The organism is Acidovorax sp. DW039 (assembly GCF_037101375.1).
In the GTDB taxonomy this organism is placed as follows: Bacteria; Pseudomonadota; Gammaproteobacteria; order Burkholderiales; family Burkholderiaceae_C; genus Acidovorax.
Genome location: NZ_AP029019.1, coordinates 1,722,722 through 1,745,022 on the forward strand (window position 1 = coordinate 1,722,722; position 22,301 = coordinate 1,745,022).

Consider the following 22,301-nt stretch of genomic DNA (forward strand, 5'->3'; position numbering starts at 1 on the left):
CCATGCTCACCGTAAACAACATCAACCAGTACTACGGCGGCTCCCACATCCTGCGGGACGTGAGCCTGACCGCCGAGCCCGGCAAAGTCACCGTGCTGCTGGGCCGCAATGGCGTGGGCAAGACCACGCTGCTCAAGAGCCTGATGGGCCTGGTGCCTATCAAGAGCGGCAGCATCACCTTTGATGGCAAACCTATCGACAAGGCCACGCCCTACGAGCGTGCCCGCGCAGGCATTGGCTTTGTGCCCCAGGGCCGCGAGATTTTTGGCCGCCTGACGGTGGAAGAAAACCTGCGCATGGGGCTCGCGTACAAGAGCGGCTCCACCCCCGTGCCCGCGCACCTGTATGAGCTGTTCCCGGTGCTCAAGCAGATGCTGGGGCGCAGGGGCGGGGATTTGTCGGGCGGGCAGCAGCAGCAGCTGGCTATTGCACGGGCTCTGGCTCCCGGCCCGCGTTTGCTGATTCTGGATGAGCCCACCGAGGGCATTCAGCCCAGCATCATCAAGGACATCGGCCGGGTGATCCGCATGCTGGCGGACCAGGGAGAGATGGCGATTTTGCTGTGCGAGCAGTACTACGACTTTGCCCAGGAGCTGGCCGACGAATACCTGGTGATGGAGCGGGGCGAGGTCATCGCCCGCGGCCCCGGCAGCGAGATGGAGGCCAAGGGCATCCAGAAGCTGGTCGCTATCTGAGCTTGCCAGCCATTACTGGCGGGCCAGCGCCGGTGGCGCGCCGCGCCAGCGCGCCATGCTGTCCATGATGAGCACGGTGCACACCATCCAGGTGCCGCCCAGCAGCCAGCCCGCCAGCACATCGCTCACGTAGTGCACGTGCAGCACGATGCGGCTCCAGCCCGTCGTGAAGATGAGGGCGCCCGCCATGCAGACCGCGGGCACATGCCACTGGCGGGGGAGCAAGCGCACAGCCATGTAGGCCAACATGGCATAGGCCACGATGGAGGCACTGCTGTGCCCGCTCGGAAAGCTGAATCCATCGGCATGGGCCGCGCCGTGCACATGCTCTGGCCGCACCCGGGCAAACACGTCTTTCAACACCTTGGTGAGTGCGCCATTGCCAGCCATGGCCACCACCCATCCCAAGGCCAGCAGCTTGTGCCTGCGCCACCACAGCGCCACAGCAACCACCAAGGTGAGCCCAGCCAGCACCCAGCTGTCCCCCAGATGGGTAAGGGCAGCAAACCAGTGCAGTGTGGCCATGCCCACCACCGTGCGCAACTGGTGGGCCACAGCTTCGTCAATGCGCCCCCATGGGCCGGTGGATTGCGTGCCTTCGGCCATCAGAGCGAGTAACGTCCCTCCCGCCAGCAAGGCCCCTGCTGCAGTCGCCATGGCCAACACCAGCAGTGCAAAGGCCTTGGACGGGTGCAGCATGTGCCGCAGCGGAGATTTCTGGTGGCGCATCAGGCGCAGGCCGATCAGGGCCAGAAAGCCCAACAACGCACCGAGCGTGGAGCCTGCGAGCCAGAGGGGGATGGGGTGGCTTGCCACCCAGAGAGCAAAGTTTTCAATGTCCATGGATCGGGGATTCGGTTCTTGAAACCTGAAGGGGCGTGTTTGTACACCATGGCCGTTAGATGCTGGTGCCAAGGCACGGCATGCGAAAGGGTTTGAGGCCCTCAGACACCGGAGGTGTAGTGCCGCAATGAGAAGCGAAGTTCCTGCGCGACCTTCGTCTGTAGGCGCGTGCCGACAGGCATCGGCGTACCTCACTGGCTGCGGCTCCTTCACTCACAGCTGACCATATTGCAGCGGCCGTGAATCTCCCGCTGCGCTGCCAGCCGCTCCTGGCTGTTTTCGCTTTCGGTCCCATTGAGCTTTGTTTGAACGAACGGCTTGCATGCCGTCTTGCCTCTCATGAATGAATTTCCTCGCCCCCATCTGTTGCATGCCCAAAGTCCGGTTCATCTGGTGGTGCCACTGCGACCGGGGGCTGATCTGGACTTGGCGCGATCCCAGTTGAGTGGCGCATTTGCCCATTGCGCGCACCCCGTCGTCTGGCATGTGCCGCGTGAGCGGGGTGGGATCGTGCAACTGGCCGCCCACGCCGCCAATGCTGCGCGCGACACCGCGGGGTTGCTGGTGGCTGCCGGGGGGGATGGAACCATCAACGCGGTGGCAGCGGCTGCATTGAAGGCGGGTGTACCCATGGGGGTGGTACCCATGGGCACGTTCAATTACTTCAGTCGCGAGCAGGGGCTGGAGCTGGATGCCGAGGCCGCTGTGCTGCAAATGCTGCAGGCGTTGCGGGAGGGCGATTTGCGACCGGTACAGGTGGGCTTTGTGAACCACCGGGTCTTTCTGGTCAACGCCAGTGTGGGGTTGTACCCGCGTTTGCTGGCCGAGCGTGAGCAGGCCACGCGGCGCTTTGGGCGCAAGCGCTGGGTGGCGACGGGTGCCGAGGTGTGGAGCATGTTGCGCCCTTCGGCCGGCAGGCGGTGGCGGGTGTTGGTGCGCACACATCAGGGCGGGCAGGTGTGTGAACAGGAGCATGTGGTGACCACTCTGTTCGTCGGCAACAACCCTTTGCAACTGGAGCAGGTGGGCCTGCCCGAGGCTGAGTCTGTGGCCCGCGGTGGCCAATTGGCTGTGGTGATGCTCAGGCCGCAAAGCCGCTGGGCCATGTTGCGCACCATCTGGCGTGCTGCGATGGGCCAGTTGGAGCAAGACCCGGCAGTGCTGAGTCTGGCTTGTGCCGAGCTGAGCGTGGAGCCTGCGGGATGGCGCCAGGGCAAGGTCAAAGTGGCCTTTGATGGTGAAAGCGAGCGCATGCATGCTCCCTTGCACTTCAAGCTGCACAGCCGCCCCCTGTGGTTGGTGGCGCCTACAGCCCTGGAGCGCAGCCCACAGGCGAGCACCGTGCAGGCCGGGGCAGATAAACCGGCCCCCGTACTGGCGGCAGTCTGAAGCCAATAAAGCACAGGAGTGAGCTATGGGCTGGGGAATGTCTCTGCACCCGCTGTCCTCCGATGGAGGGGGTGGGGCTTATTCGATGAGCCACCCGCTTTTTGCAGGCGGTGCCGATCCTGCTCAGCGCAACATCGCCGGGGCTGAAAATACTGAAGGGTCCCCTGCCCAAGAACAGGTTCAGGAAGGCACTGCAGGCCATGGCGCTCATCAGGCGAGGTTGATGCATCTGTCGGATCTGCACTTTGGTGCCCATGACCCCGCTGTATGCGCCGCAGTGCAGCGCCTGGCCCACTGGCTGGAGGTGGATGTGCTAGTGGTGTCTGGCGACCTCACCCAGCGCGCCACCCGCCAGCAATTTGCCATGGCGCATGACTTCATCAAGAGCCTGGGCACGCAGGAGCGGGTGGTTCTGGCCGGCAATCATGACCTTCCCCTTTTTGCGTGGTGGCTGCGTTGGGGGCGTGCCTACGACCGGTTCGCCGCGCAGTTTGGCGCGCAGTTGGAGCCGCACCAACAGGCCGGGCCGTTCACGGTGCTGGGGGTCAACACCACCAGGCCGTGGAGGCATGAGCGGGGCAGTCTTTCTGCCCTGCAGGTGGAGCGGGTGGCAACGGAGCTGCTCGCCGCTCCGAATGATGCGTGGCGCATTGTGGTCAGCCATCACCCGCTGGTGGCGCGTGGGGCGGAGGATCGGTCCCACCGTCCTTACCGGGCTGACGAGGCGGTACAGCGCTGGCGGGAAGCTGGGGCCCACATGCTGCTCTCCGGCCATGTGCATGAGCCCGGCCTGTGGGAGCCTCTGCCGGGCCTGTGGTCCTTGCAGGCAGGCACGGCCGTATCCTTGCGGCTGCGCAAAGGGCAGCCCAACAGTCTTCTGGTGCTGCAAAGCCTGCGGCCACCACCAGGGCAAGGGGAGTGCAGCGCCCAGCCCCAGCGACTTGCCCAGCGTTGGGACTTTGACAGGCGCACCAGCGACTTCGTCTGTGTGGAATCACGCTGCGTGATGGGATAACGCCCAAGCGTGCGCAAGGCTGAGGGAGCCTGTGTAAACCAGTGTCAACCGCTGGGCATGCGTGAGTGACCACACGGCATGCACGTAGAAACACGATATTGACCATCCTTCCTGCGGGGCCTATTCTGCCGTTGCGAGCTGTTGCTGCGGCGCGCTGCAGCAGGTGCTGTGGCCGGGCGCATGCAGCACGGGGCGCTTTGGATGGACTCTCACCTCCCAGTTATGGACAAAGAAACAACAGCCCCTCCTGCCGGTCCATCAGCGTTCGATGCGGAAGAAGTGTTCCAGCACCTGGACTCCCTGATCACCCGGGACAAAGGTGCCCCCTTGAGCAGCCTGGCGCGTGCAGAAATGTCTGCCACCCTGCACATGGCTGCGCAGAGCAGCGCGGCTCCGTTCGAGTTCGCCATGGTGACCCGTGAAGTCACCGTGGTGTGGGCCAAGCTGCGGGGCGGTCCTGTGACGGATCCACATGCTCCGCTATCGGCAGACCTGGAGCCTTTGAACCGGTGCCTAGCCAAGCTCATCGAGGTGGTGACTCGCTTTCAGGGCACGATAGACCAGCTGGCGGGTGACTCCATCAAGGTGCTGTTCGGTGCCGAGAAGACGCGCGCTGATGATGTGGAGCGGGCAGTGATGTGCGCGGTGGAAATGCAGATGGCCATGCGCGATCTGAATATGGAACACATGCGAGACCGCATTCCGCAGGTGTTCATGGGAATTGGCGTCAGCACGGGCAAGGCGCTGGCGGGCCGTATCGGGTCCCAGGCGTTTTCGCACTTCACCGTGATCGGTGATCTGGTCAATCTGGCGTTCAGGCTGCAGGCTTTCAGCCTTCGTGGGCAGGTGCTGATCAGTGAACAGACCTACGACCGGTGCTGGGGCCTGGTGTCTGCCACCGCTCCCATGCAGGTGTTTGTCAAAGGCTCTGCCCAGCCCGTGACCATGCGGGAGCTGGTGGCCATTCCCACGCGCCGCCTCAAGGTGCCTCGGCAGGAGTTCCGCCGCAGCCATCGGGTGGAGGTACGCATACCTTGCACCTACCAGATCGTGCAGGACGGGGTGGTGCTGCCGCATGTGGCTCAGGCGGTGATTCGGGATATGGGCTACCACGGTGCGATGCTGGACCTGGTGGAGCCTCTGGACTTGCAGGGCGAAGTGCGCCTTTCCTTCGACCTGACGCTGGTGCAGTACCAGGCCCGGGACATTTACGCGCGCGTCGTCACCGTCAAAACCGAAGATGCACGTGCGATGGCGGGTGTGGAGTTCACCTCCACCAGTGCGGAGTTTGATGCACGCACACAAATGTTTGTGCAGATGATGGTGGCCGCGGCCTGACTCGGCAAACTCAGCAGCCCAGTTTTTGCGCCAGCTGCAGCAAGCTGCTGCAGTGCAGGTCGTTTCCTGGCTGAGGCGACACGTCCTTGGGATGTTGGGCTCCAAACTCCAGGGGCCTCTCGATGTAGCAGGTGCGCAGCCCGCACTGCGCGGCGGCGGCAAGGTCGTCATGGTGCGCGGCCACCAGGGCCACTTCTGAGGGATTCAAGTCAAACACCTGCGCCACCCCCAGGTAGGTGGCGGGGCTGGGCTTGTAGGCCTTGAACACTTCGGCACTCAGCACACAATCCCACGGCAACCCGGCCCGCTTGGCCATGTGGGTCAGCAGGCCGATATTGCCGTTCGATAGCGTCGTGATGATGAAACGCTTCTTGAGCCGGGTGAGCCCTTCCACGCTGTCGTGCCATGCAGCCAGCCTGTGCCATACGTGGTTGAGGTGTTGGCGCTGTGTTTCGCTCAGGTGCGCCAATCCAAACCGGGGCAATATTTCATCCAGGATGCCGCGGTGCAGTTCATCAATGCGCGTCCACCCTTGCTCGCCCCGCATGACCCGCGCCATGGCGGGCTGATAGCCTGCCCGCCACGCCAAAGCAAAGGCATCGCCATCCACATCGGGATACAGCGTCTGCATTTCCCGCACGATGCTGCCGTGCCAGTCCACAACGGTGCCGAAAATATCAAACGCCAGCACCTTCACCGTGCTGGCGATATCGGACGTGTTTTCTGAGTCAGTCATGGAGCCTCCGTCAGGTTGTTGAGGTTGTCGAGTCATCTTGGCCTGCATTGTCGTCGTGCCATGGGCGCTTCTCCAAAGAGGCGCATTCACCCGTCTCCTGCAGGCTCTCGCGCCTCGTGCTAAGGTGCGTCCCCTTTTCTGTTGCGGCTCCTCGTGCCGCTTTCTGTCTTCTTTCCCCGTCTACCCGCTCGCATCGCGCTTTGGCGCGGTAGAGCCTGTGCCCATGACTTTGCCTTCCCCCGTTGACGTATCTCCAACCCCAGTTGAATCCCGTGATGAACGCACGCTGGTACGTGCCGTGCTTGCGCTGGGGTTGGGCGGCTTTTCCATTGGTACGGGTGAGTTCGTCATCATGGGCCTGCTGCCCGAGGTGGCGCGTGACATTGGCGTGAGCATTCCGCAGGCAGGGCATGTCATCAGTGCATATGCGCTGGGTGTCGTGGTGGGGGCTCCTGTGCTGGCCGTGCTGGCTGCGCACTGGGGTCGCCGCGCCTTGCTGATGGCTTTGATGGCGGTGTATGCACTGGGCAACTTTGCTTCTGCCATTGCGCCGGGGTACGCGTCCCTCAGTGCCATGCGTCTGCTCACGGGCCTGCCGCATGGGACCTACTTTGGCGTGGCCGCGCTGGTGGCCGCTGCATTGGCTCCGCCCGGACGGCGCGGACGTGCGGTGGGCTGGGTCATGCTGGGGCTGACGACGGCTACGTTGGTCGGGGTGCCGATTGCCGCCGCTTTGGGCGAGCATTTCGGATGGCGTGCTGCCTTTGTCTTTGTGGGGTTGATTGCGGTGGCTGCTGTGGTGCTGGTACGTTGCTGGGTTCCGGCCATCCCTGCGGCCGCCGGTGCCAGCCCCCTGCGTGAGCTGGGTGCCTTGGCGCGCAAGCAGGTCTGGTTCACGCTGGGTATTGGCGCTATCGGCTTTGGGGGCATGTTTGCCGTGTTCAGCTACATCAAACCTACCCTGATCGAAGTGGCGGGCATGCCCTCTGCGCTGGTGCCTTTTGTGCTGTCCCTGTTTGGTTTGGGCATGGTGGTGGGCAATGTGGTGGGCTCCCGCATGGCCGACAAGGCGTTGATGCCCACCGTGGGCAAGGTGCTGGGTTGGTCCATTGCTGTCATGGTGCTTTTCGTACCCGCGGCACATCACCCTGTCTCTGCGGCGGTGGCTACGTTTGTGCTGGGCACCCTGGTGGCCATAGGCCCGGCCTTGCAGATCCGGCTGATGGATGTGGCAGGCCATGCGCAAACGCTCGCTGCGGCACTCAATCACTCCGCCTTCAATGCTGCCAATGCCCTCGGTGCCTGGCTCGGAGGCGTGGCCATCGCGGCGGGGTGGGGTTGGACTTCCACGGGATGGGTGGGGGCGGTGCTGGGCCTGGGCGGCGTGGGCATGTACGCATGGTCACTGGCCAGCGAGCGTGCGGCGCTGCAGCAGAAATAGCTGGTCCTCTTGCGCTGGCGCGTGTGAGCTTGCGCTATATTGCAGACGGGTCGGCCTTTCTGCCGACCACGTCGCTCGGACGGTTCCGGGCGCTTACGTGAAAGTTCACCAGCATGTCTGCATCGCAAGGCAAGCGCCGCTTCGCGCGCATCGATCGCCTCCCTCCCTACGTCTTCAACATCACGGCTGAGCTCAAGCTTGCTGCCCGTCGCCGGGGTGAAGACATCATCGACATGAGCATGGGTAACCCCGACGGGGCCACGCCGCCGCACATCGTCTCCAAGCTCACCGAAGTGGCCCAGCGGCCCGACACCCACGGCTATAGCGCCAGCAAAGGCATTCCGCGCCTGCGCCGTGCCATCAGCCACTGGTACAAGGACCGCTATGCGGTGGATATCAACCCCGATACCGAGGCCATCGTCACTATCGGCTCCAAGGAAGGACTGGCCCACCTGATGCTGGCCACGCTGGACCGGGGCGATACCGTGCTGGTGCCTGACCCGAGCTACCCCATCCACATTTACGGCGCGGTGATTGCAGGCGCTGATATCCGCAGCGTGCCTGTGGCGCCCGATATCGATTTTTTTGCCGAACTGGAAAAGGCCATCCGCGGCAGCTACCCCAAGCCCAAGATGATGATCTTTGGCTTTCCCAGCAACCCCACGGCGCAGTGCGTGGAGCTGGATTTCTTTGAGCGGGTGATCGCCCTTGCCAAAAAGCACGACATCCTGGTGGTGCACGATCTGGCTTACGCAGACATCGTTTTCGATGGTTGGAAAGCCCCCAGCATCATGCAGGTGCCCGGCGCCAAAGATGTGGCGGTCGAGTTCTTCACCCTCAGCAAAAGCTACAACATGGCGGGCTGGCGCGTGGGCTTCATGGTGGGCAACCCCGACCTGGTGGCCGCCCTCGCACGCATCAAGAGCTACCACGACTACGGCACCTTCACGCCGCTGCAGGTGGCAGCGATTGCCGCGCTGGAGGGCGACCAGCAGTGCGTGAAAGACATTGCCGCCCAGTACCAACGGCGGCGTGATGTGCTCTACAAGGGCCTGACTGAGGCAGGTTGGGCGGTGGACTGCCCCAAGGCCAGCATGTACATCTGGGCGCGCATTCCCGAGCCTTACCGGCCTCTGGGTTCGCTCGAATTTGCGCGCCAGTTGCTGGAGAAGGCCAAGGTTTGCGTGTCACCCGGCATCGGCTTCGGAGACCATGGTGACGAGTACGTGCGGTTTGCCTTGATTGAGAACGAAGCCCGCATCCGGCAGGCTGTGCGGGGCATACGCGGCATGTTCAAGGCGGATGGGTTGCTGAAATTGCCTGCGCATCCGGCGCCCTGAATAGGGCGTGAGCGCGTGGGGCTACTGCAACGACTGCTTACGCCCCACCAGGCGACGGCCCCTTAAACTGCTGGCATGTTTTTGGACTACAACCCCGACGATCTGGATGTCACCATCTCTGAGTTGCTGGTAGCCACCAGCGATTCAGCAGACCCTGAGTTGCCTGCCGCCATTCCTCAGGTGCTGCAACTGCTGCGTACGCGCCTGGGGATGGACGTGGCTTTCGTCTCGCAGATCGTGGATGGGCAGAGAGTCATCAGAGCTGCCGACAGCGCCGCCGATTTCACTGCTGTGCAAACCGGTATGTCTGACCCGGTGGAGCAGAGCTGGTGCCAGCAGGTGATTGAAGGCCGCTTGCCTGAAGCGATTCAGGACGCGCGTCCTTTGATTGCCGCGGGCAAAGTACCAGACCCTGGCTTTCCCGTGGGCACACACCTCAGCACTCCAGTGCGTTTGTCGGATGGCGGGGTCTACGGCACCCTGTGCTGCTTCAGCCGTGGCGTGCAGGCTGAGGTCGATATTGGCAGACTCCGCTACACGGCCGATCTGCTGGCCTCCAAGCTTTCCCAAACGATATGAGCGGCCCGCCAATGCGCGGGAACCTCGCAAAAAAAAGGGCGTCCGTAGACGCCCCAACCTTGGATCGCTTGAAAAACACTGACGCGCACCGCCCGCAGGCGGTGCAAAAGAGAGCTCTTAGAAAGTGTGGCGGATGCCCACTGCAAAGCTCGTGCCGCTGGCGTTGAGCAGGCCACTGCCCACGGTGTTGGTGCGGGTGCTGTCGCGCATGGCCAGTGCATACAGGTCTGTGCGCTTGGACAGCCAGTAGTCATAACCCACGGTGAACACCTTGCGCTGCACGTTGCCGCCTGCAGAAGTGGCAGGGATGGGGCCCACGGCGTCGCTGGTGCGGCGCGACGCATAACCTGCCAGGATGTTGCCGGGGCCGACGGGCACGGAGGCGCTCAGGTCCCAGACCTTGTAGGACACGTTCAGCGGTGCTGCCTCTGTGCCCTTGTTCTCGATGCGGCCCAGGTGTGCCCACACCTTCACGACCTGGAAGTCATACGAGCCAGCCCACTGCCAGGAGCGTGTGTTGTTGGGCGATGTGCCGTCGGCAAAGGTCAATGGGTTCTTCTTCACGCTTTGCCATGCCAGCGATGTGGCCAGAGGGCCATTGCTGTAGGCCACGCGCAAGGCACGGTTGCCACCGCCTTGTCCTTCAGAGGCCGCATAGGCGGCTGCACCGGTAAAGCCTGCGATGTTGGGGCTGTCATACACCACAGAGTTGGTCCAGGCCGTGCCGCCCGTCAGCGGGCTGCCCACAAAAGTGACGAGGTTGAGCGGGCCGAACACGGTGGCGTCACCAAAGGCGTTGGAGGAGATGCTGTTGGAGAACATCAGCGTGGTGATGTTGCCCAGGCGCACGCGGCCAAAGTCCTTGTGCGACAGACCGACCCAGGCCATGCGCGAGAAGAAGGGGTCGGCGGCCACATTCACTGGTGCGCCAATGGCGTCGTTACGCCCAGCTGCACCGGTGTCGTTGCGGAAGAAGGACGACATCTCGAAGCTGGCAGACAGGCCGCCCCCCAGATCCTCATTGCCGCGAATGCCCCAGCGGCTGGTGGACAGGCTTCCGCTTTCCACCTTGCTCACGGCAGTATTCTGGGCATTGATGCCTGCCGCAGCGCCATTGAAACGGCCTACCGATGCGTCGATCAGCCCGTAAAGGGTCACGCTGGATTGGGCTTGGGCGCCCGCGGAAGCGGCGGTCAGCGCAGCCAGGATGGCCAGGGAGGAGAGGGAGTGTTGTCTCTTCATGATGAGTTTCTTTCTGAGTGGATGCCGGGTTGAATCAGGAGCGTGCTGGGCCTTGCGGGCCCTGCCGTGCTCTTGCGCGTACCGAGTTCCCTCCGCCCGCCATGGCGGGGCTTGGTGAACTCGGATGCACGTCGCACCTTGGGCTGCCGGGCGCTGTGGTGGCAGGCACAGCCTGTGCGCACCGAGATCGTGGCTGGTGCATGCAGGCTGCGAAAACGCCCGGCTTTGCTGGAGTGCGGGTAGATATGTGCATCGGTAGATAGTTATATTTATTAACTATATTTCCCGATACAAGTAGAAACCCCAGTCACCCTGTCAGTAAGGCCTGGTTTGCGTTTGCTGCGCCGCGCCCGTGCTTTGGAAGGGAGACCGTGTTTGGCGCGTGCTTAAGGCAGGCTCTCGGCTGGATGAAGCGGGCAATGCAGTCGGTGCCGCCTGGCGGGCACCAGGCAATACGCGCCATCACGCCCCGGCGGCGCACAGAGTGCCTTGAGGGGCAGGATCAGGGAAAGCCCTGAGTCGATTTCGCGACGACTCCCGGGCTTCAGGCCTGCGCTGTGTTGTGGTGAGAAGCGTTTAGGCATCGGCACGAAGGGCTGTGGATGCCTTCTGATGCCCTCTGCCTCTGTCTCAAACCTGCGCAGATCGCATCACTGTGGAAAGTGAATTGCTATTAAATATGTAGCTGCTTGAGCTCTGTATTCGTACTTCAGGAGCATGTTTGGCGTAGCTCACACGACCCGGCGGGGCGGCCATGGCCAGGCGTTCCGTCGCGGGCAGTACAAGCACGATGGCAATACGGGTCAACAACGCCAAGAGGGTGTGTGAGCCGCTCTTGCCATGCCCACAGCGGGATCACATCGCCCAGATGCGCGGTGGTACTGCGTCCAGCTGCCACAGGGCGGCCCGCCAGGCGGCGCGCACCTGCTTGAGCAGTTGCATGACCGGCTCGACCTGGGGCCCGAGTGCGCGCACCACCACCAGCTGGCTGTTGGGGCTGGTGGCACCGGCCATCGCCTTGAGCGGGTGCTCGTCCATCATCGCGCGCGCGGCGTCGAGCGCCATGTCACGGCGCGATTTGTCCAGCGGGGTACCGGTCACAAAGAAAAGGCTGCCCAGGCAGCGCTGCCCGGCCAGCCCCAGCGGGCTTTGCAGAAGCTGGTGGTCGGTGGCGTCCAGCACCCCGCGCTCCAGCCACAGTCCGGGCACCTCGATGTGCTGTTCAAAGCGGCCTGTTTCAAAAGGCTGGTGGGCATGCGGCAAGCCTAGCGCGGTCACGTCCCAGCCCATGCATTCGGCCCCTGGGGCCAATTCCAGGCTCAGGTGGTTGCGGGCCTGGCAGGCGTTATAGCAAAGCGCCTCCAGCGGCAGCCATTCCAGCCGCGCATACTCTGCCAGGGCCAAGTGGGTGCGTTGCAGCGCCAGCTCGCCGGTGGATCGGTAAAACCGCGTGGCCCCTGGTGTGGTGACCAGCCCATGTGCCCCTGTGCCCACGGTAGCGGCTATCTCCAGCGTGTCGCCGCCCACCAAACCGCCCGGTGGGTGCACCAGCACGTTGTGGCAGATGCTGTCGCCTTCGGGGTACAGGCTTTGCAGAATGCGCAGCGGCCCGTTGTGCTCAAACCGCGCTACGGTGCGGGCGTTTTCCAGGGTGTAGTTCAGTTGCAGGCGCGCGTGCCAAGGCATGTTGGATGTCTGTTTACTATCAAAAATATAGCTGCTTGCGCTTGATGCACAAGCGCAGCAGCCCGATTGATCCAGTAAGCATATTCCATACCCTGCAAGCCTGCGGGTATTTCAGCCCTTTGAACAGGCTCTTACAGCCAGGGCTTGAGCCAGCCCAGCCCGTCGCTGGTGGCGTGGGCGGCGGCGGCGCGCGCGGGGCGGTATTCGCAGCCAATCCAGCCGTCGTAGCCCAGGCTGTCCAGCAGCTTGAACAGGTAGGTGTAGTTCACTTCGCCCACATCGGGCTCGTGGCGCTCGGGCACACCGGCAATCTGGAAGTGGCCGACGTTGCCGGTGGGCAGGTATTGGCGCACCTTCATGGCCAGGTCGCCTTCCACGATCTGGCAGTGGTACAGGTCCATCTGCACCTTCACGTTGGTGGCACCGATCTCGGCGATCAGCGCATGGGCCTGGTCTTGGCGGCTGAGGAAGAAGCCGGGCATGTCGCGGCCATTGATGGGCTCCAGCAGGATCTGGATGCCATGGGGCGCGGCCTGCTCGGCGGCGTAGCGCACGTTGGCGATGTAGGTGGCTCGCACGGTGGCTGCGTCTGCCCCCTGGGGCACCAGCCCGGCCATCACGTGGATGCGGGGGCATTGCAGGGCCTTGGCGTATTCAACGGCCTTGGCAATGCCTTCGCGGAACTCGGCCTCACGCCCCGGCAGGCAGGCCAGCCCGCGCTCGCCTGCGTCCCAGTTGCCGGGTGGCGCGTTGAACAGCACCTGCTGCAGGCCGTTGGCTTGCAGCCGTGTGGCCAGTTCTTGCGCCGGGTAGGCGTAGGGGAAGAGGTATTCCACTGCCTTGAAGCCATCGCGGGCAGCGGCGGCAAAGCGGTCGAGGAAGTCCACGTCGTTGTAGAGCATGGACAGGTTGGCGGCAAAGCGGGGCATGAAAAAGGCTTTCTGAAAAAAACGGGTCAGCGGCGCGGTGCGCTGGTGAGCACCTGCGCCAGCCGGTCTTGGTAAAAGCGCGCCAGGCCCACTGTGCTGTGGCCGAGGGTGTCGGCGCTGGCGGGGATCACGTAGGCCTGTGCGTGCGGGATGCGGGCGATGGCTTTGTCCAGCACGCCCAGCTCGGGCGGGTTGCGCTCATCGTCTGCCGAGTTGATGGCCAGCACGCGTGCAGTGATGCGCTCCAGCCCGGGCTCGGGGTCATAGTCACGCGATGCCTCCCACTGGTAGATGTGGTCGTTGGCATCGCCACGGAAAGGGGCTTTGAGGCGTTGCTCCACCAGCGCATCGGCCGCAGCGCGGGTTGGGGCCAGCTTTTGCAGGCCCTGGTTGCCGCCGTTGGTGCCGGTGCCAAAGAATACCGACGCAAACTGCAGGCTGCGGGGCTGGCGGGTGTAGTTGCCGCCTTGCCATTCGGGGTCGTTGCGGATGGCATCGACCAGCAGGCGGCGCATCATCCAGTTGCGGCCCGACATCGCAGCGGGCAGCGAAGCCATGGGCACGGCGATGTCCATGAAGTCGGGGTAGCGCTGGGCCCACACCCAGGTGTGCATGCCGCCCATGGAGTTGCCGATGATGGCGCGCACATGGCGCACACCCAGGTGTTCGGTCAGCAGGCGGTACTGGGCCTGCACCATGTCGTCGTAGTTGTAGGCCGGAAAGGCGGCACGCAGGCCGTCCGACGGCTTGCTGGAGCGGCCGGTGCCAATGGCGTCCGGCAGGATGATGAAGTGCTTGCGCGCATCCAGCGGCTGGCCGGGGCCAAACAGCGTGCCTGCAAAGCCTGGCGTGAGCATGCTCTCTGCCGAGCCATTGGTGCCATGCAGCACCAGCACGGGCTCTCCGGTGGGCTCACCCACGGTGGAGTAGGCCAGCTTGAGTTCGGGCAAGGTCTGGCCCGTGTGGAAGCGGAAGTCCTTGACGATCCACTCGCCGTGTTGGGGGGCGGGGTAGTCCGCAGCCGATGCGCCGCCTGTGGCCAGCACGCCCAGCAGCATGGGGGCAAAGGCTTTGCGCCAGAAAGAAAGGGTCATGGTTTGTCTCCTTGTGTCTAATCTTTCGTCCCCCACGCCGTTAGAACCTGTTCAAGCGCAGCACCCCGGTTACCAGTGCGCTCCAAAACTCTGGCGCAGCTCCTCGATCTGCACGGGGTTGAGGGGCGTGGGGTGGGGCCTGCACAGCATCCACAGGCGGGCGGTTTCTTCCAGTTCCTCCAGCACGGCCATGGCGGCGGCGGGCGTGTCATGCCACACGTTGGGGCCCAGGCGCGCCAGCATCACCGCGCGCACAGGGCTGCCCTTGGCGGCATAGCGGCCAATGGTCTGCGCTACCAGCGCCGCCGCAGCCGGGTCGCCAGGGCGGTGGTAGGGGATGTGCGGCACGCGGCCCACCTTCATGACGAAGTAGGGCGTGATGGGCGGCAGCAATTGCGCGTCAGGCCCCAGCGGGCCGTTGGCCGTCATGTCGGCTTGCAATGAGCAGGCCACCAGATGCGTGCTGTGCGTATGGATCACGCAGCGCGCCGGGGCTGCAGTCGAAGCCGAGGCCTCGTAAATCTGCCGGTGCAGCGCAATGGTCTTGCTGGCCCGGTCGCCCGCCACCTGCTGGCCTTGAGCGTCCAGGCGCGCCAGCCGCTCGGGCTGCAGCGTGCCCAGGCAGGCATCGGTGGGGGTGATGAGGTAGCCATCGGCCAGGCGTACGCTGATGTTGCCTGCGGTGGCGTGCACATAGCCCCGCTCAAACAGGCTGCGGCCCACGCGGCAGATTTCGTCGCGGGCCTGGGGCTCATCCATGAAGGCGGGGGTAGAGGTCATGCCTGCAATTGTGCAAAAGCCTTGGTGAAAAAGTCGGTACTGCCAAAATTGCCCGACTTCAGTGTGATGTGCAGCCCGTCCTTGGCATCGGGGGCCACGGCATGGCACCACGGCACGCCGGGGTCAATCTGCGCGCCAATGCGCATTTGCGTGATGCCCAGGGCCTGCACGCAGGCACCCGAGGTTTCGCCACCCGCCACGATAAGCTGGCGCACACCGCGCTGCACCAGGCCGCGTGCAATGGCGGCAATGGTCTCTTCCACCATGGCACCGGCTTTCTCGGAACCCAGCTTGCCCTGAATGGCGCGCACAGCCGAAGGTTCGGCGGTGGAATACACCAGCACCGGGCCTTGGCCGATGTGGCCCTCAGCCCATGCCAGCGCTTCGGCGGCCACGTCCACGCCTGCGGCGATGCGCAGCGGGTCGATGGCCAGAGCGGGTTTGCCCGCCTTGATGAAATCCATGACCTGCTGATTGGTGGCTACCGAGCAGCTGCCCGACACGATGGCCTGCAGTCCTTGTGCAGCGGGCAAGCGGGCGGCCTCATTGCTGGGAGCCACGCCAAAGTTGCCCGGCAGGCCAATGGCCACGCCCGAGCCTGCAGTCACCAGCGGCATGCCCTTGAGGGCAGGGCCCAGGCGCAGCAGGTCGGCGTTCGACACCGCATCGACCACGGCCATGCGCACGCCTTCGGCCTTCAGTTGGTCGATGCGCGCGCGGATGGCGGCCTCGCCCTGTGCAACCACGCTGTGGTCGATGAGGCCCACGCGGCTGGGTGTTTGCGCCTGCAGCACGCGCACCAGGTTGGGGTCGGTCATGGGCGTGAGCGGGTGGTTCTGCATGCCGCTCTCGCTGAGCAGCACATCGCCCACAAACAGGTAGCCCTTGAACACGGTGCGCTTGTTGTCGGGGAAGGCGGGCGTGGCGATGGTGAAGTCGGTGCCCAGTGCCTGCATCAGCGCATCGGTCACGGGGCCGATGTTGCCTTCGGCCGTGCTGTCAAAGGTGGAGCAGTATTTGAAGTAGATCTGCTCGGCACCTTGCGCCTGCAGCCACTTCAGCGCCTCAAGCGACTGGGCAATCGCTTCGTCTTTTGGAATGGTGCGCGACTTGAGTGCGACCACGATGGCATCGGCCTCGGTGTCCAAAGGCGCCGTGGGCACGCCCATGGCTTGCACCACGCGCATGCCTGCGCGCACCAGGTTGTTGGCCAGGTCGGTCGCGCCGGTGAAGTCGTCGGCAATGCAGCCCAGCAGTGCACGTGCGCGTGTCATGCCTTTTTCTCCTTGCCTTCAGGCAGGGTGATGCCCGGGAAGATCTTGATCACGGCGCTATCGTCTTCCTTGGCAAAGCCTGCGGTTGAGGCTTGCATGAACATCTGGTGCGCGGTGGCGGCCAGCGGCAGGGGGAATTTGCTGGCGCGTGCGGTGTCCAGCACCAGGCCCAGGTCCTTCACAAAGATATCGACGGCCGACAGCGGCGTGTAGTCGCCCGCCAGCACATGGGCCATGCGGTTTTCAAACATCCAGCTATTGCCCGCGCTGTGGGTGATGACTTCGTACAGCGCTGCAGCGTCCACGCCTTCACGCAGGCCCAGGGCCATGGCTTCGGCGGCCACGGCGATGTGCACACCGGCCAGCAGCTGGTTGATGATCTTGACCTTGCTGCCCGCGCCCGCCTTGTCGCCCAAGCGGTACACCTTGCCGGCCATGCCGTCGAGCACCACGTTAGCCGCGGCATAGGCTTCGGGCTTGGCCGAGGTCATCATGGTCATCTGCCCAGATGCGGCCTTGGCTGCGCCGCCGGAGATGGGCGCGTCCACATAGTGCAGGCCCAGGGCGTTCAGGCGCGCTTCCATCGCCACCGACCAGTTCGGGTCCACGGTTGAGCACATCACAAAGGTGCTGCCGGGGCGCATGGTGCTGGCCGCACCGCTTTGGCCATCGTCGCCAAACAGCACGCTCTCGGTCTGCGCGGCGTTGACCACCACCGACACCACCACATCACTCACCGCTGCCAGTGCTGCCGTGGTGGCGTGGGCCGTGCCACCGTCTGCCACAAAGGCATCGGCCACGCCGGGGCGCACGTCGCACACGTGGATGGTGAAACCGTTGTTGCGCAGGGTCTTGGCAATGCCAGCGCCCATGGCGCCCAGGCCGATGATGCCGACGGTGGGTTGGGTCATAGTGGTGTCTTTCTAGAGCAAAGAGGAAAAATCAGGCAACGGCCACCCACAGCAGGGCAGTCAGGGCAAAGCCCGCCAGACCTAGCACGGTGGTCAGCACGGTCCAGGTGCGCAGGCCATCGCCCACGCTCAGGCCCAGGTAGCGGGTCACGATCCAGAAGCCCGAATCGTTGACGTGCGACAGGCCCAGGCTGCCAAAGCCAATGGCAACCGTGAGCAGCGCCACTTGCAAGGGGGAATACCCGCCACCTGCCATGGCGTCGGCCAGCAGGCCGCAGGTGGTGATGATGGCCACGGTGGCCGAACCCTGTGCAGCGCGCAGCGCCAGAGAGATGATGAACGCCAGCAGGATGAGGGGCAGATGAGTAGCGGTGAGGCTTTGCGACAGCGCCGTGCCAATGCCGCTGGCCGTGAGCACCTTGGCAAACACGCCGCCAGCGCCGGTCACCAGGATCACGGTGGCGGCAGGGGGCAGGGCGGATTCCATGATCGCGTTGGTGCGCTCGCGGTTCCAGCCCTGGTTGCGGCCCAGCAGGAACATGGCCAGGCCCACGGCCACCATCAGCGCAAAGATGGGCGAGCCGATGAAGCCCAGCACATTGCGCAGGTTGTCGCCCTTGGGCAGCAGCGTGGCACCGGTGGTGCCCGCCATGATGAGGGCCAGGGGAATGATGATCAGCGCCATGATGGTGCCCACGCCGGGCGCTTTAGCTGCTTTGCTGGCCTGGCTGTCTTCGCTGTTGCCAAAGGCCGCAAATTGCTCGGCCGTGGTGGGCAGCATGGGGTAGCCCTTGCGGTTGAGCCAGCCCGAAACGACCTGTGAGAGCGCCGCCAGCGGGATGCAGATGGCCAGGCCAATGATGGTGATCCAGCCGATGTCGCCCTTGACGATGGCCGCACCGCCCACGATGCCGGGGTGCGGTGGCACCACCACGTGCGCGGCCAGCATGATGCCCGCTACGGGCAGGCCGAACTTGATGGGGTTCACGCCTGCCGCCTTGCAAAAGCCGTAGACGATGGGCACCAGGATGATGAAGCCCACGTCAAAAAATACCGGGATGGCCAGCACCAGCGCTGCGGCGGTGAGCGCCATGGGCACCCGTGTGGGCCCCAGCAGCTGCGTGAAGCGGTTGGCCAGGCTGGCCGCGCCGCCCGAGACCTCGATCATGCGCCCCAGCATGGAGCCCAGCGCGACCAGGATGGCCACCGACCCCAGCGTCCCGCCCATGCCCGCAATCAACGTGCTGATGATGTCGCCAATGGGCATGCCCGTGGCAAACGCCACCAGAAAGCTCACCAGCATCATCGCCACGAAAGCGTGGACCTGCCAGCGGATGATGAGCAACAGGAGCAGGGCAATGCTGCCGGCGCCGATGCCGAGAAGTGCGAGGGTGGACATGTGCGGGATATCTCCGGATGGAAGGGTGAAGAGCGAGCAGCACCCTTGTTGGTGTGTTTATATGGTTATCATACAAATTTAAAGAAACGACCCTGATGCGGGTTAACCCTAGGCTTTGATCTGTTGAGCGGAGACGCTGAGACAGAGCCTGACGGCTAATGCACCGGTGCATGCAGCAGCGACTGCGCGAGACGCGCACCGTGCTGCTCCCAGAACGTCGGGTCGGCCTGGGCAATGCGGGTGAGGGCGTTGCGCATGTGTTCCGTGGCCGCCTGCCGCGCACCTGCCGGGTCGCCAGCCTCAATGGCCGCCACTATGCGTTCATGCTCTTGGTTCACGGCCTGGGCAAAGTCGCTGCGCCGCGCCTCGTTGGCCCGCGTCACGCGGGTGGCCCCGCTGAGAAAACGGGCCAGATAGTCCAGTGTGCTGATGAGGAACGGGTTGCCTGCCGCGCGCGCAATGGCGCGGTGAAACTCCACATCTTCCTCCGCCCCATCTCCCCCGGCCTTCACGGCCTCGCCGATGCGCTGCATGGCGGTGCGGATGGCTGCCACGTCCTCCAGGGTGCGGCGCTGCGCCGCCAGCTCGGCCACTTCAGACTCCAGCGCCCGTCGCACTTCCACGATCTGCATCACCGCCTCGCGCGATGCGGCATGGGCCAGGTCAAACTGCAACGGCTCTATGCCCGGTGCCTGCACATACACCCCACTGCCCTGGCGCGAATCCACCAACCCCAGAGACTTGAGGCGCGAGATGGCCTCGCGCACCACGGTGCGGCTCACTTCAAACTGCTGCGCCAGCACGGCTTCGGTGGGCAGCTTGTCGCCTGCCTGGATGCGTCCTGCGCGGATCTCGGCCTCCAGCGCGCTGGCGACCTGGTCGGCCAGTTTGAGGCTGGGTTTGACGGCTGAAAAGGGAGACGACATGGTGGGCTGCAAAAGACGCTGAGAAAGTGCCGGATGGTATGGGCTGCCGTTTGAACGGCTTGCAGAAGGGCTGCCATGGTTGCCCTGTGGCAGTCCCGTTTGATTGACTTTACTGCAAGCTACGCGCGGCTAGGGTCTCAGGCATCTGCGCCGTGTTACTTGGGGTTGCCGCAGCTGTCGTCCATGCCCGCCAGACCGGCCAGCTTTTGCATGCGCGAGCGGTTTTCCAGGCAGGCTTGCAGTTGCTCTTGTGCCGCCTTCTGCTGTGCTGCGCGCAGGGCGTTGGCCCGCTCTGTCTGCAGCCTGGCAACCCGCTCACGAATCTGTGGCATCACGGCCAGGGCCGCCTTTTCGCCCTCGACAATCGCATTCGCCCGCTGGCTGAAATCCGCGGCCCCAATGTCCAGCACCTGGGGGCGGATAATGACGTCGGCACGCGCCAGCTCCGCCTGGCCCAGCTTCTGGCCCATGATGGCGATGGACTGGTTCAGCGCGCCCAGCATGTTCTCCGGGGCTTGGCCGCGTGCCTTGTTAGAGATGTCCACCGCAATCACGATATCTGCCCCCAGCTGCCGGGCGGCATCCACCGGCACAGGGCTCACAATGCCGCCGTCCACAAAGTGGTACTTGCCAATGGTGACGGGCTGGAACACGCCCGGCACGCTGCTGGATGCACGCACTGCCTGCCCGGTGTTGCCCCTGGCAAACACGGTGCGTTCTCCGTCTTCCAGTCGGGTGGCAACGGCCACGAAGGGTTTGGCCATTTGCTCCAGTGGCCTGCGGCGCACCTGTTCGTTCACATAGTCTTCCAGCTTCTGGCCTTGCAGCAGGCCGCCAGACGATAGCTGCAGGTCACGAATCCTGGCTTCGTCCAGCGCCACGGCTTTTTCCTGCAGTTCAAAGGCATTCATCCCGCTGGCGTAGAGCGCGCCCACCACACTGCCCGCGCTGGTGCCTGCCACCACAGTCGGAGCCAGGCCGTTGGCCTCCAGCATCTTGATCACACCAATGTGCGCAAACCCCTTGGCAGCCCCGCCGCCCAGCGCCACGCCGATGCGCACGGGGGCGGCGTTGAGGGTGGGAGTGGTGGACGCGGCAGGCGCAGCAGGTTCGGTGCGCGTGGGCGAGGTGCCACCGCAGGCCACCAGGGCCAGGGCAGCCAAGGCTGAGAGGGCGGCACCCCAGGTGCGTGCGGGGGCGAAAAAAGCGGTCAGGCGCATGCGGGTTCCATCCTGCGGAGCAATGGGGCGGGCAGTATAGCGGCCCGTTACCCGCAGGGAGTATGCGCTGTGGCTATGCTCCTGAAATGAGAGCTGCCTGCGCTTTGTGCATAAGCGCTAAGGCGCAGTTTGTACAAGCTGCATGTGAAGGCGGCTCGTGGTCTGGGTCTCGCACACCGAGTGGAGTCCCATGTTCTGCCAGATCACCTCCCTTAGCATACGTGCAGGCCCTCAAGCGCCTGCCACCACGGGGTGCGCGGCAGCTCCACATTTGTTCATCAATCACCTTGGGTATCTGCAGCATGAGCTACGACCTTCGTATCTGGGAAATACCCGCTGACCAACCCCAGCCAATGCTGTTTGAAGAAGCGGCGCGCTCTGTATTTGCCCTTGAAGGGCAGGAGGCCGATGCTCATCCAAAATTCAAGGCGCTGGCGGAGCAGATGGCCGCCTACAAAGGCTGTGGGGAAGCCCCTTGGCTGGGTGATCCAGTGGCAGAGGCGCAGCGCTGTACCCGACGCGTGTGGGTGTTTTCCCTTCCAGCCGACAACCGCATGCGGTTGCTCCACACGGTGGTGCGGTTGGCCAATGCGCTGGGCTTGTCGGTGCTGGATGATCAGCTGGGCCTGGCCCTGCTGGCACCCAAAACCGTGTTGCCGCCACAGCGTGCCAGTGTGTGGCGTGACATCGTGATGGGTGTGCAGGAGGCTGGGTCAGCAACTTCCGTTGAAGGACCCAGCCTGGATTGGGCTCGGGGCACGATGCGTGCAGAACTCACTGCGCTGCTGGCTCCGTTGGGTTTCATATCGCCCCGGCAGCCGCTGGATTTGCCCTACTACCACGCGCAGACGCAGGCCAATTACTTTCGCTCTACCCCGGCTGGGGGGCAGGTGCTGACGCTCGCCAGCTCAACCCTGAACAACGAGCCCAGCATCATCATCGACGTCAATGTGTTCAGCGAGGAAATCGCTGATGTGCTGCGGGCCGTTTTTCCGGAGCAGGACGAGATGTATTTTCGGCGGCAGCTGAATTTCTACGTGGGCATATTCCGTGGCATCTTTGCCTATGTGCCTATCAAGTCGCATGCTGATCTGTACGGCATGCTGGAGGAGATGCGAGAGCCGGTGCTCGGTATTCTCGAGACCACCCGTACCTCGCTTGGTATGGAATCCATCATGAGCGGACAAACTGCTTTTGCGCTCCCCTGGTCTCCGAACTCCCCTGTGCCCACCACGTTCGCGATGCATGCGCAGCAGAACTATGGATACGCTGCCCTGATCAGCGCCTGGCTTTATGGCGGCGATGACTTTGCTGCGCTGGCCGAGGCAAAGCGCGATTCAGAAGAACGTAATGTTTTCGAACCCATGAAGGCCGAAATGGTGGAGCGGGTGGACCGTCTGGTAGCGTACTTGCGAGCCAATGTTCAGCGCAAGGGGGCAAAGGCCTGATTCCAGGCCCTGCCGC

Annotated in this window: 20 protein-coding genes; 8 read left to right on the forward strand and 12 right to left on the reverse strand. The window is 64.0% G+C overall.

Annotation, left to right across the window (positions count from 1 at the left end; genetic code table 11):
• Positions 1-2 precede the first annotated feature (2 nt).
• On the forward strand, positions 3-695 hold the full coding sequence (gene urtE, locus AACH87_RS07810) for an urea ABC transporter ATP-binding subunit UrtE (RefSeq protein WP_338798216.1): 693 nt from the start codon (positions 3-5) through the stop codon (positions 693-695).
• A gap of 12 nt (positions 696-707) precedes the next feature.
• Here urtE and AACH87_RS07815 read toward each other — a convergent pair whose 3' ends face one another.
• Entirely contained in the window at positions 708-1,538 is an 831-nt protein-coding gene (locus tag AACH87_RS07815) for a phosphatase PAP2 family protein (protein WP_338798217.1), read from the reverse strand.
• A gap of 339 nt (positions 1,539-1,877) precedes the next feature.
• Between AACH87_RS07815 and AACH87_RS07820 the strand changes: the two genes are divergently transcribed.
• The 3 genes from AACH87_RS07820 to AACH87_RS07830 all read left to right on the forward strand — a co-directional run bounded on the left by AACH87_RS07820 (position 1,878) and on the right by AACH87_RS07830 (position 5,280).
• Positions 1,878-2,927, forward strand: coding sequence for a diacylglycerol kinase family protein (locus AACH87_RS07820; protein WP_338798218.1), 1,050 nt, complete (start codon positions 1,878-1,880; stop codon positions 2,925-2,927).
• 223 nt (positions 2,928-3,150) lie between these two features.
• Positions 3,151-3,942: a metallophosphoesterase gene (locus tag AACH87_RS07825; RefSeq protein WP_338798885.1), complete on the forward strand. Its 792-nt coding sequence runs from the start codon at positions 3,151-3,153 to the stop codon at positions 3,940-3,942.
• 222 nt (positions 3,943-4,164) lie between these two features.
• Positions 4,165-5,280, forward strand: coding sequence for an adenylate/guanylate cyclase domain-containing protein (locus AACH87_RS07830; protein WP_338798219.1), 1,116 nt, complete (start codon positions 4,165-4,167; stop codon positions 5,278-5,280).
• A 10-nt stretch (positions 5,281-5,290) separates the two neighbouring features.
• Here AACH87_RS07830 and AACH87_RS07835 read toward each other — a convergent pair whose 3' ends face one another.
• Positions 5,291-6,016 carry a haloacid dehalogenase type II gene (locus AACH87_RS07835; RefSeq protein ID WP_338798220.1) on the reverse strand — a complete coding sequence of 242 codons (726 nt, stop codon included), beginning with the start codon at positions 6,014-6,016 and terminating at the stop codon, positions 5,291-5,293.
• Positions 6,017-6,239: 223 nt separating this feature from the next.
• Here AACH87_RS07835 and AACH87_RS07840 point away from each other — a divergent pair, with 223 nt between their 5' ends.
• The 3 genes from AACH87_RS07840 (at position 6,240) to AACH87_RS07850 (ending at position 9,376) form a co-directional block, all read left to right on the forward strand.
• Entirely contained in the window at positions 6,240-7,457 is a 1,218-nt protein-coding gene (locus tag AACH87_RS07840; protein WP_338798221.1) for an MFS transporter, read from the forward strand.
• Between the two features lie 113 nt (positions 7,458-7,570).
• The gene (gene alaC, locus AACH87_RS07845; protein WP_338798222.1) at positions 7,571-8,797 is read left to right on the forward strand and encodes an alanine transaminase; all 1,227 of its coding nucleotides are present in this window, start codon (positions 7,571-7,573) and stop codon (positions 8,795-8,797) included.
• A 75-nt stretch (positions 8,798-8,872) separates the two neighbouring features.
• On the forward strand, positions 8,873-9,376 hold the full coding sequence (locus tag AACH87_RS07850; protein ID WP_338798223.1) for a GAF domain-containing protein: 504 nt from the start codon (positions 8,873-8,875) through the stop codon (positions 9,374-9,376).
• 117 nt (positions 9,377-9,493) lie between these two features.
• On the opposite strand, the gene AACH87_RS07855 is transcribed toward AACH87_RS07850, so the two are convergent.
• From AACH87_RS07855 to AACH87_RS07900, 10 genes are all read right to left on the reverse strand, one after another.
• Positions 9,494-10,618 carry a porin gene (locus tag AACH87_RS07855; protein WP_338798224.1) on the reverse strand — a complete coding sequence of 375 codons (1,125 nt, stop codon included), beginning with the start codon at positions 10,616-10,618 and terminating at the stop codon, positions 9,494-9,496.
• Between the two features lie 855 nt (positions 10,619-11,473).
• Positions 11,474-12,304: an urease accessory protein UreD gene (locus AACH87_RS07860; protein WP_338798225.1), complete on the reverse strand. Its 831-nt coding sequence runs from the start codon at positions 12,302-12,304 to the stop codon at positions 11,474-11,476.
• Between the two features lie 131 nt (positions 12,305-12,435).
• Positions 12,436-13,233 carry a 2-oxo-tetronate isomerase gene (gene otnI, locus AACH87_RS07865; protein ID WP_338798226.1) on the reverse strand — a complete coding sequence of 266 codons (798 nt, stop codon included), beginning with the start codon at positions 13,231-13,233 and terminating at the stop codon, positions 12,436-12,438.
• A gap of 26 nt (positions 13,234-13,259) precedes the next feature.
• Positions 13,260-14,327, reverse strand: coding sequence for an alpha/beta fold hydrolase (locus AACH87_RS07870; RefSeq protein WP_338798227.1), 1,068 nt, complete (start codon positions 14,325-14,327; stop codon positions 13,260-13,262).
• Positions 14,328-14,396: 69 nt separating this feature from the next.
• Positions 14,397-15,086 carry an aldolase gene (locus tag AACH87_RS07875; RefSeq protein ID WP_338798886.1) on the reverse strand — a complete coding sequence of 230 codons (690 nt, stop codon included), beginning with the start codon at positions 15,084-15,086 and terminating at the stop codon, positions 14,397-14,399.
• Between the two features lie 17 nt (positions 15,087-15,103).
• Positions 15,104-16,381 (reverse strand): 3-oxo-tetronate kinase, encoded by a 1,278-nt coding sequence (otnK, locus tag AACH87_RS07880; RefSeq protein ID WP_338798229.1) that lies wholly within the window; start codon positions 16,379-16,381, stop codon positions 15,104-15,106.
• Positions 16,378-17,292, reverse strand: coding sequence for an L-threonate dehydrogenase (gene ltnD, locus AACH87_RS07885; protein WP_338798230.1), 915 nt, complete (start codon positions 17,290-17,292; stop codon positions 16,378-16,380). The genes otnK and ltnD overlap by 4 nt, the downstream gene beginning before the upstream one ends.
• A gap of 31 nt (positions 17,293-17,323) precedes the next feature.
• A complete protein-coding gene (locus AACH87_RS07890; protein WP_338798231.1) occupies positions 17,324-18,691 on the reverse strand; it encodes a GntP family transporter in 1,368 nt (455 codons plus the stop codon).
• A 155-nt stretch (positions 18,692-18,846) separates the two neighbouring features.
• Complete coding sequence (locus AACH87_RS07895; protein WP_338798232.1) at positions 18,847-19,617, reverse strand: FadR/GntR family transcriptional regulator; 771 nt, start codon at positions 19,615-19,617, stop codon at positions 18,847-18,849.
• A gap of 155 nt (positions 19,618-19,772) precedes the next feature.
• Positions 19,773-20,837 (reverse strand): patatin-like phospholipase family protein, encoded by a 1,065-nt coding sequence (locus AACH87_RS07900; protein ID WP_338798233.1) that lies wholly within the window; start codon positions 20,835-20,837, stop codon positions 19,773-19,775.
• A gap of 302 nt (positions 20,838-21,139) precedes the next feature.
• Between AACH87_RS07900 and AACH87_RS07905 the strand changes: the two genes are divergently transcribed.
• A complete protein-coding gene (locus AACH87_RS07905; protein ID WP_338798234.1) occupies positions 21,140-22,285 on the forward strand; it encodes a hypothetical protein in 1,146 nt (381 codons plus the stop codon).
• The last annotated feature ends 16 nt before the right edge of the window (positions 22,286-22,301 follow it).

Coding starts and splice junctions, on each gene's coding strand:
- AACH87_RS07830 (WP_338798219.1), top strand. CDS start 4,165: ATGGACAAAGAAACAACAGCCCCTCCTGCCGGTCCATCAGCGTTCGAT.
- AACH87_RS07905 (WP_338798234.1), top strand. CDS start 21,140: ATGAGCTACGACCTTCGTATCTGGGAAATACCCGCTGACCAACCCCAG.
- AACH87_RS07815 (WP_338798217.1), bottom strand. CDS start 1,538: ATGGACATTGAAAACTTTGCTCTCTGGGTGGCAAGCCACCCCATCCCC.
- AACH87_RS07850 (WP_338798223.1), top strand. CDS start 8,873: ATGTTTTTGGACTACAACCCCGACGATCTGGATGTCACCATCTCTGAG.
- otnI (WP_338798226.1), bottom strand. CDS start 13,233: ATGCCCCGCTTTGCCGCCAACCTGTCCATGCTCTACAACGACGTGGAC.
- AACH87_RS07835 (WP_338798220.1), bottom strand. CDS start 6,016: ATGACTGACTCAGAAAACACGTCCGATATCGCCAGCACGGTGAAGGTG.
- urtE (WP_338798216.1), top strand. CDS start 3: ATGCTCACCGTAAACAACATCAACCAGTACTACGGCGGCTCCCACATC.
- AACH87_RS07825 (WP_338798885.1), top strand. CDS start 3,151: ATGCATCTGTCGGATCTGCACTTTGGTGCCCATGACCCCGCTGTATGC.
- AACH87_RS07860 (WP_338798225.1), bottom strand. CDS start 12,304: ATGCCTTGGCACGCGCGCCTGCAACTGAACTACACCCTGGAAAACGCC.
- AACH87_RS07890 (WP_338798231.1), bottom strand. CDS start 18,691: ATGTCCACCCTCGCACTTCTCGGCATCGGCGCCGGCAGCATTGCCCTG.
- ltnD (WP_338798230.1), bottom strand. CDS start 17,292: ATGACCCAACCCACCGTCGGCATCATCGGCCTGGGCGCCATGGGCGCT.
- alaC (WP_338798222.1), top strand. CDS start 7,571: ATGTCTGCATCGCAAGGCAAGCGCCGCTTCGCGCGCATCGATCGCCTC.
- AACH87_RS07840 (WP_338798221.1), top strand. CDS start 6,240: ATGACTTTGCCTTCCCCCGTTGACGTATCTCCAACCCCAGTTGAATCC.
- AACH87_RS07900 (WP_338798233.1), bottom strand. CDS start 20,837: ATGCGCCTGACCGCTTTTTTCGCCCCCGCACGCACCTGGGGTGCCGCC.
- AACH87_RS07870 (WP_338798227.1), bottom strand. CDS start 14,327: ATGACCCTTTCTTTCTGGCGCAAAGCCTTTGCCCCCATGCTGCTGGGC.
- AACH87_RS07895 (WP_338798232.1), bottom strand. CDS start 19,617: ATGTCGTCTCCCTTTTCAGCCGTCAAACCCAGCCTCAAACTGGCCGAC.
- AACH87_RS07855 (WP_338798224.1), bottom strand. CDS start 10,618: ATGAAGAGACAACACTCCCTCTCCTCCCTGGCCATCCTGGCTGCGCTG.
- otnK (WP_338798229.1), bottom strand. CDS start 16,381: ATGACACGCGCACGTGCACTGCTGGGCTGCATTGCCGACGACTTCACC.
- AACH87_RS07820 (WP_338798218.1), top strand. CDS start 1,878: ATGAATGAATTTCCTCGCCCCCATCTGTTGCATGCCCAAAGTCCGGTT.
- AACH87_RS07875 (WP_338798886.1), bottom strand. CDS start 15,086: ATGGATGAGCCCCAGGCCCGCGACGAAATCTGCCGCGTGGGCCGCAGC.